Origin of the sequence: Corynebacterium sp. c3Ub_189 (genome assembly GCF_039907195.1) — a bacterium.
GTDB lineage: Bacteria > Actinomycetota > Actinomycetes > Mycobacteriales > Mycobacteriaceae > Corynebacterium.
The window spans coordinates 1-6,383 of record NZ_JASBOF010000034.1 but is presented as its reverse complement, the minus strand read 5'-3'; the positions used below and the strand labels follow the sequence as shown (position 1 = coordinate 6,383).

The 6,383-nt window shown below is 61.5% G+C and carries 8 protein-coding genes; 3 read left to right on the top strand and 5 right to left on the bottom strand.

From position 1 onward, the window contains the following. Positions 1-64 precede the first annotated feature (64 nt). The 5 genes from QKD99_RS11255 to QKD99_RS11235 are packed head-to-tail and all read right to left on the bottom strand — an operon-like array spanning position 65 to position 3,534. Entirely contained in the window at positions 65-805 is a 741-nt protein-coding gene (locus QKD99_RS11255; RefSeq protein ID WP_347951469.1) for a hypothetical protein, read from the bottom strand. Between the two features lie 15 nt (positions 806-820). Continuing rightward, the gene (locus QKD99_RS11250; protein WP_347951468.1) at positions 821-1,237 is read right to left on the bottom strand and encodes a DUF3151 domain-containing protein; all 417 of its coding nucleotides are present in this window, start codon (positions 1,235-1,237) and stop codon (positions 821-823) included. Positions 1,238-1,268: 31 nt separating this feature from the next. Further along, the gene (locus tag QKD99_RS11245) at positions 1,269-1,856 is read right to left on the bottom strand and encodes a nucleoside triphosphate pyrophosphatase (RefSeq protein ID WP_347951467.1); all 588 of its coding nucleotides are present in this window, start codon (positions 1,854-1,856) and stop codon (positions 1,269-1,271) included. Continuing rightward, positions 1,856-2,065: an acyl-CoA carboxylase subunit epsilon gene (locus QKD99_RS11240; protein ID WP_239280347.1), complete on the bottom strand. Its 210-nt coding sequence runs from the start codon at positions 2,063-2,065 to the stop codon at positions 1,856-1,858. Before QKD99_RS11240 ends, QKD99_RS11245 begins: the two co-directional genes overlap by 1 nt. Before the next feature lie 8 nt (positions 2,066-2,073). Beyond that, positions 2,074-3,534, bottom strand: a complete 1,461-nt coding sequence (locus QKD99_RS11235) for a carboxyl transferase domain-containing protein (protein ID WP_284868825.1) — start codon at positions 3,532-3,534, stop codon at positions 2,074-2,076. A gap of 350 nt (positions 3,535-3,884) precedes the next feature. On the opposite strand from QKD99_RS11235, the gene QKD99_RS11230 reads away from it, so the two are divergent. From QKD99_RS11230 to QKD99_RS11220, 3 genes are read left to right on the top strand one after another with little or no spacing between them, the layout of a single operon-like run. Then, complete coding sequence (locus QKD99_RS11230; protein WP_239235009.1) at positions 3,885-5,153, top strand: hypothetical protein; 1,269 nt, start codon at positions 3,885-3,887, stop codon at positions 5,151-5,153. Positions 5,154-5,186: 33 nt separating this feature from the next. Continuing rightward, positions 5,187-5,759: a hypothetical protein gene (locus QKD99_RS11225; protein ID WP_198492602.1), complete on the top strand. Its 573-nt coding sequence runs from the start codon at positions 5,187-5,189 to the stop codon at positions 5,757-5,759. 2 nt (positions 5,760-5,761) lie between these two features. After that, positions 5,762-6,340: a hypothetical protein gene (locus QKD99_RS11220; protein WP_005326721.1), complete on the top strand. Its 579-nt coding sequence runs from the start codon at positions 5,762-5,764 to the stop codon at positions 6,338-6,340. Positions 6,341-6,383: the final 43 nt, after the last annotated feature.

Sequence of the window (6,383 nt, the reverse complement as noted above, 5' to 3'; positions counted from 1 at the left end):
CCAGTTCAATTCCGCTGGGGCGCATTGTATTGCCGGCATAGGCGACTAAGTGCCGGCCTAAAAGTTAGTCGTAGGTGCCAAGCTGGTAGCTGGGAAGGTCAACCCACATCTTGTTAAATTCCTCGACTTCACCAGACACCGGTTCGAGGGAATCGCCCTGTGCCTGCAAGCGCACGGTGTGGTGAGCGGTAATGCCCTCTGCGGTGGAGCGGCTGCGTTCTCCCCACGTGAAATCGACCTCGTTGTCTGAGACCGAGGTGACGCTCTCTACCTTATCGAAGACGGACATGTCCTTGGCCGGAGCGCCATTGACGTAGAAGGCTATGCCATCAGCAATGGAGGCGCCGGTGCCCGCCGGACCGTCTAAATCACCCATTGAGCCGCGGAAGACGATCCAGCTAATCGTGGCGCACGGGTCATAGGAATTGTCGATATCGGCGATCCAGTAATTGAAATCACTGCCGTCATCGGCGGGCATGCGCCCCGGGGCCGTGCCAGAGGCGTAGACCTCGCGCGGATCGTTGGGCAGCTCCGTGCACTCGGCGTCCCTGTCCTTGTCCTGCTGCTGCGTGGTCGCTTCATCGCTCCCGTCGGTGGACTCCGACGGGGAGGGTGCTGCTGCGGAAGCCGTGTCGTCTCCGTCGGAGGATTCATCCTCGGCAGGTGCTTGGCTGGAAAAGACCGGCTCTTGGGAGGAAGAAGAATCATCTTGAGCACCGCAGGCGCTCAGCGCGAGCGGCACGGAAGCGGTGAGCACTACGGCGGCGGAGAAGCGGCGTAGGCAGCGGGGTGTCACGGCAGGCATGCGGAAACTCCAGGATTAGTCGAGGAGGGTGGCGAGGGAGTCCGGGTCGGCGTCGGAAAGCATCTGGCGAATGCGGTCGTATTCGTCGTCCTCGCCGATGGCCTTGGCTGCGTGGCCGAGCGCGGCGATGGCGCGCAGGACGCCCTGGTTCGGCTCGTGAGAGAAGGGGACAGGGCCCCAACCCTTCCAACCATTGCCGCGCAGGCGGTCGAGGCTGCGGTGGTAGCCCGTGCGCGCGTAGGCGTAGGCGGTGATGAAAGCGGATGGCTCAGAGCCTTCCTGCTCCTTGAGCTCCTGCTCCGCTAGGAGCGCCCACAGCAGCGGGGAATCGGGGTGGGCAACAATGCCGGCGGCGAGATCCGAGGTGGACTCTGCGCCGGGATCGGCTGGCAGCTCAATGGGTTTTGGGGCAAGCATGTCTTTCATTTCCATGCCACCCCACTGTAGCGACGCCGGCGCGCTGCTACCAGAAATCGGAGACGTTCAGGTCAAAGGCGTAGAGCGCGCGGCGCACCACCGGTAGTGATAGTCCGATAACGGAGGAAGGATCGCCTTCGATGCGGTCAATGAACCAGCCGCCCATGGCTTCCAAGGTGAAGGCGCCGGCGCAGTGGAGAGGCTCGCCGGAGTGGGCATATGCTGCGATATCGGCCTCGCTTGCCTGGGCAAAGTGCACCGTGGTGGTAGATGTTTCCACATGGCGCTTATCGCCAAAGATGAGGCAGTGGCCGGTAAGTAGCTCGGCTGTGCGGCCGGCTTGCTGGTGCCAGCGCTTGATGGTGGCTTCCGCGGTATGGGGCTTGCCTTGTAGCTCGCCGTCGAGCAGCAGCATGGAATCGCCGCCGATGACGGGCTCGGTGGGGTATCGTTCGGCCACCTTTTCACCCTTGGCGGTGGCGAGGGCCGCCACGATATCGGCCGGCGGTTGGCCTGCGAGCGAGGCTTCGAGGGAGCGCTCGTCAATATCGGCCGGCTCCAATACGGGCTCCACGCCCGCGCCGCGCAGGATAGACGCGCGCGAGGGCGATTGGGAGGCAAGGATAAGCCGCATTAGAAGTACCGCACGGTGTGGAATGCGGAGGGGTTGTAGACGCGCTGCGCGCCAAAGCGCTCGAAGCGCTCGGCCGGGTTGCCCCATTCATTGCGTTCTCCGGCAACGCCCGAGTGCTTGGCGCTCATCTGCGCCAATACGGTGCGCAGGGCCGCGAGCTCATCCTCGGTGGGATTGCCCTTGACTACCTTGATTTCCGGCGTAGACATTTCCCCTCCTAAACGGTTCCGTGCTTCTTCGGTACCTGGGCCACGGCCTTGCGCTCTAGCAGGCGCAGGCCTTCTACCAGGTAGTGGCGGGTTGCAGTTGGCTCGATAACATTATCGGCCAGCCCGCGCTCTGCTGCGGCATACGGGTGCAAGAAGAGCTCGTCCATCTCCTCTTCCTTGTCCTCCGAGCCATAGATGGCCAGGGAAGCTTGGGAGGCCTGGGTGACAGCAATTTCCGCGGTGGGCCATGCGTAGACCAAGTCCGCGCCGAGGTCCTTGGCGCCCATAAATACGTAGGCCGGGCCAATGGCCTTGCGGGTGATCACAGTGAGCTTGCCGACGCTCGCTTCAGCCTGCGCGTAGGCAAACTTCGACGCCCTGCGCAGCAGGCCGGCCTTTTCCTCCTCCGGGGTAGGCACAAAGCCTGGGGAGTCCACGAATTCCACGATGGGAGTATTGAAGGCATCGCAGGTACGCACGAAACGTGCGGCCTTCTCTGCGGCGGCGGAGTCCAAGGCGCCGGCCAGCGCCAGCGGCTGGTTGGCAACGATGCCGACGGCGCGGCCATCGATGTAGGCAAAGCCGGTAACGATGTTTTGTGCCGCCTCGGCAGAAAGCTCGAAGAAGGAGCCTTCATCGACGACAGCCTTGATGACCTCGCACATGTCATAAGCCTGCGCGGCGGTATCCGGGATGACACTATTGAGATCAAAGTCCGCGACACTACCGGCATCCACACGCGGCGCCGCGGCGCGGTTATTGGCGGGGAAGTAGGCCAGAACGTCGCGCACGAGGGACAAAGCCTGCTTGTCGTCGCTGGCCACCAGGTGGGCGGTGCCAGACTCGGCGTGGGCTGCGGCGCCGCCGAAGGTCTCTGGCTCCGCGCCGGCCACGTGGCTGGCGGCCTGGTGGAGGGCGGTGCCTTGGGTAACTACGAGGACATCGGCAAACGTCGGCGCGAACGCCGCAATGCCGCTGGTATTGCCTGCGACAACGGAAATCTGCGGGATGAGGCCCGAAGCCTGGGAGACTCGCGCCATGAGGCGGGCGTATCCGGCCATGGTGACGATGCCCTCTTGCACACGCGGGCCGGTGGATTCATAGATGCCGATGATGGGCACGCCGGTCTTGATGGCGAGGTCATATACCTTGGTGAGCTTTTCGGCATAAACCTCACCCATCGTGCCGTCGAAGATTTCGCCGTCCTGGCTAAAGACGCACACGCGGCGGCCGTCGATAGTGCCGTAGCCGGTGACCACGCCATCGGTATAGGGGCGGTCATGCTCACGACCAAAGTCGGTGGAGCGGTGACGGGCTAGCGCGTCCGTTTCCACGAAGGAGCCCTCATCGAGCAGCTGCGTCACGCGGGTGCGGGCGGCCGGCTCGCCTTCTCCCAGCGGCGCGCGGGACTCGGCGAGCTTGGTGTCCAGGTCCTCGATCTTGCCGGCGGTGGTTTTCAGGTCAGTCATAGGCCCCCACACTACTAGCGCACCCCGCTCAATGCGGAATGGAACGCTGCGGGGACGCGGAGTGGAAAACGATTGTGTGGTAAATGCCACTGCAACGTGGGCAGTGCATAGAATCTGGGGATTCCCTGGGTGGCACCAGGCCGAAGGGCCCTAATCTGGGGGTGGGTTCTTCTGTAAACATTTAACGGTGCTGGGCAGGTGAGCACCCATTATTGCACCTCAAGGTGGGTAAAGGCATTAGAAAGAATTTCATTCAACTATTGATGTGGGCCCTGTAAGCCCTTATTATTACCTGAGTCTTCATGAATGTTTCCCCTAATTTTTAACGATCTATTAAGGACGGTCTTCTGGTGATTAAAAAGGGACTGCGTTTGCTCGCACCGCTCGCCGTAGCGGCTCTCTTCACGCCAGTGGCACACGCGGGAGATGTTCCCCCGATGCCGCAGGCATATCCCATTTCCAACCTCTACAAGAGCTGCAGTGCCGCCGGCGACAATGCAGAGCGTGAATGGCGCTTTGCGGAAACCGGTCGCCGCTACATGAGCGACGGCACCCTGCAGTTTAAAAACACCACCAACCAAGAAGTGCCCTACACCGCCGAGGTAGAAACTGGTACCAATCACGAGATTGAAGCCAATTCCAAGGCCAAGCTGCCTTCCGGTTGGGACACCACCGCTAAGTCCGATATCGGTCTGAAGATGACCAACGGCTGGCGCGATAAAGAAACCTTCGGCCCTGTGAAACTGAAGCCAGGTGAGTCCTTCCGCGTCGAATACGGCGTCATTGAAAAGGACTTCATCTCCATGTTCGTAGGCTGCAACGATGACCGCCTGGAAAACATCCCAGGCTCCAACGTCATCCGCGGTAAGGGCCCAGCCGAGCGCTACGCCTTTGCCTACATCATCAAGGCGGACGGCTCCGTATCCGATCTGGCCATGGAAATTCCATCCCGGTCCCCGGGTGCAAACTCCAAGCCGATCGAGGGCAATTACACCTCTGTATCCGGCCCGAGCCTAGAGAAGATTGCCGATCCGAAGAAGGACGAAATCATGCAGCCTTCTGCAGATCTGCAGCGCGATCCCTCCTGGCCTAAGGAAGGCGACAAGTGTGAAGCCGGCGATAGCTCCTGGTACCCGCTGGACATCACCGCGGTAAAGCCGACCTACCGCAAGGCTGGTTACTCCACGGACTTCCTCAATTGGTCCAAGGGTGACTACGAGTTTGCACCGGTAACTGACTTCGTCGTTGGTGCCGAGCACGCCCCGTACACCAACTGGCAGGGCAACCGCGGCGATATTCCGAAGGGCTGGCTGGAGTCCGTCGGTGCCGTAAAGCGTGCCTACATGCCGGTCGGCACCGAGCTCAAGCACGTCGACCTCAAGCCAGGCGAGCGCGTGCGTGTGGAGTATGGCACCACCATGACCCGCATTAACTACCGCGAGATTCACTGCGGCAAGAGCGGAAACTACGACCTCACCTCTAACTACAAGCAGACCTCCGCCCCGAGCGGCTTCTGGGCAGAGGCCAAGATCACCGATAAGGCCGGCAATACCCGCACCGAGGACGTCACTCCAGACGAATTCCGCGACCTGCCGGTTCCTACCCAGACCATCTACTAAACACCACCCGCATCTACGCAAGGAGAAAGTTCCATGTTCAAGTCCAAGATTGCTTCTACCACCGCGGCTCTTGCCGTTGCTTCCGGCCTCATCTTCGCTCCGGCCGCTAACGCCCTGCCGCAGCGTGACCTCGGCCCGGCTAACCCGACCACCATCGGTGAGCGTTGCTCCAACCCGGGCGATACCGGCCAGACCGTTGACATCAAGCGCACCTACTTCGATGGCTCCGCCGGTTCCTGGACCGTGTCCAACTACAACGATGAGCCGTTGCCAGTAACCCGTTCCATCACCGAGACCAAGACCAAGACCTGGAATGTGTCCGCTGGCATTGACTTCAAGCTGATGGACCTCATCAACTTCACCTTCTCCTCCAGCTACACCGATAGCCAGTCCTACGAGGTAGGCGAGCAGGTTGGTCCGTACAACATTGCTCCGGGCAAGACCGCCGTCCTGCGCGCAGGCTGGGTTGTCTCTGACTTCGAGGGTCAGAAGACCGTGTGCGGTTCCGACCACAAGTGGCAGGCCAACGGTGGCACCTTCACCGCCACCCTTCCAAAGGAGCGCCACATCGAGGTCTCCACCCGCGATAACAACGATTGGGGCTAAACGTGAGCAAGACGTCCATCGCTAGCGCCCTCGCGGCGCTGAGCCTGGTGGCCGCTCCTGTTGCCCACGCCGCTGATTTCGGTGGGGACTTTGAGCTGCCCCAGCGCTGGAACGACGACTATAAGCCGGGCACGCATTGCTCGACACCAGGTGAAAACGGCACCTACGTCACCGCAAAGCGCCGCTGGTTCAAGCAGACCGACGCCACCAGCGTGGCTAACCGCAACGCCGAGGAAGTACCGGTCAAGCACACCGTCACCCAAGCTCGCACCCAGACCATCGAGGTCTCCGGATCCGTTGAGGGCACCGGCGAGCTGGCCAAGGTGCTGACCAAGACCTATGGCTTCAACTACGTCAGCGAGCAGCACTGGAAGCTAAACCAGGTGGTTGGCCCGTACACCTTGCCTGCGAACTCGCAGGGCAAGCTGGTGTGGGGCTTTACCATGCTCGACACTGATGGTCAGGACGTGCGCTGCAACTCTGACCAGCAGTGGGAAGCCCAGGGCAAGCCATACTCGGCTTCTGTGCCAGAAGCGCGCTACTCCGAGCTGCGCCTCGAAGACGCGCCTGAGTGGAACTAGGCCACCACAACTATTAAGCGCCCTCTCGGTCCATTGAACTGCC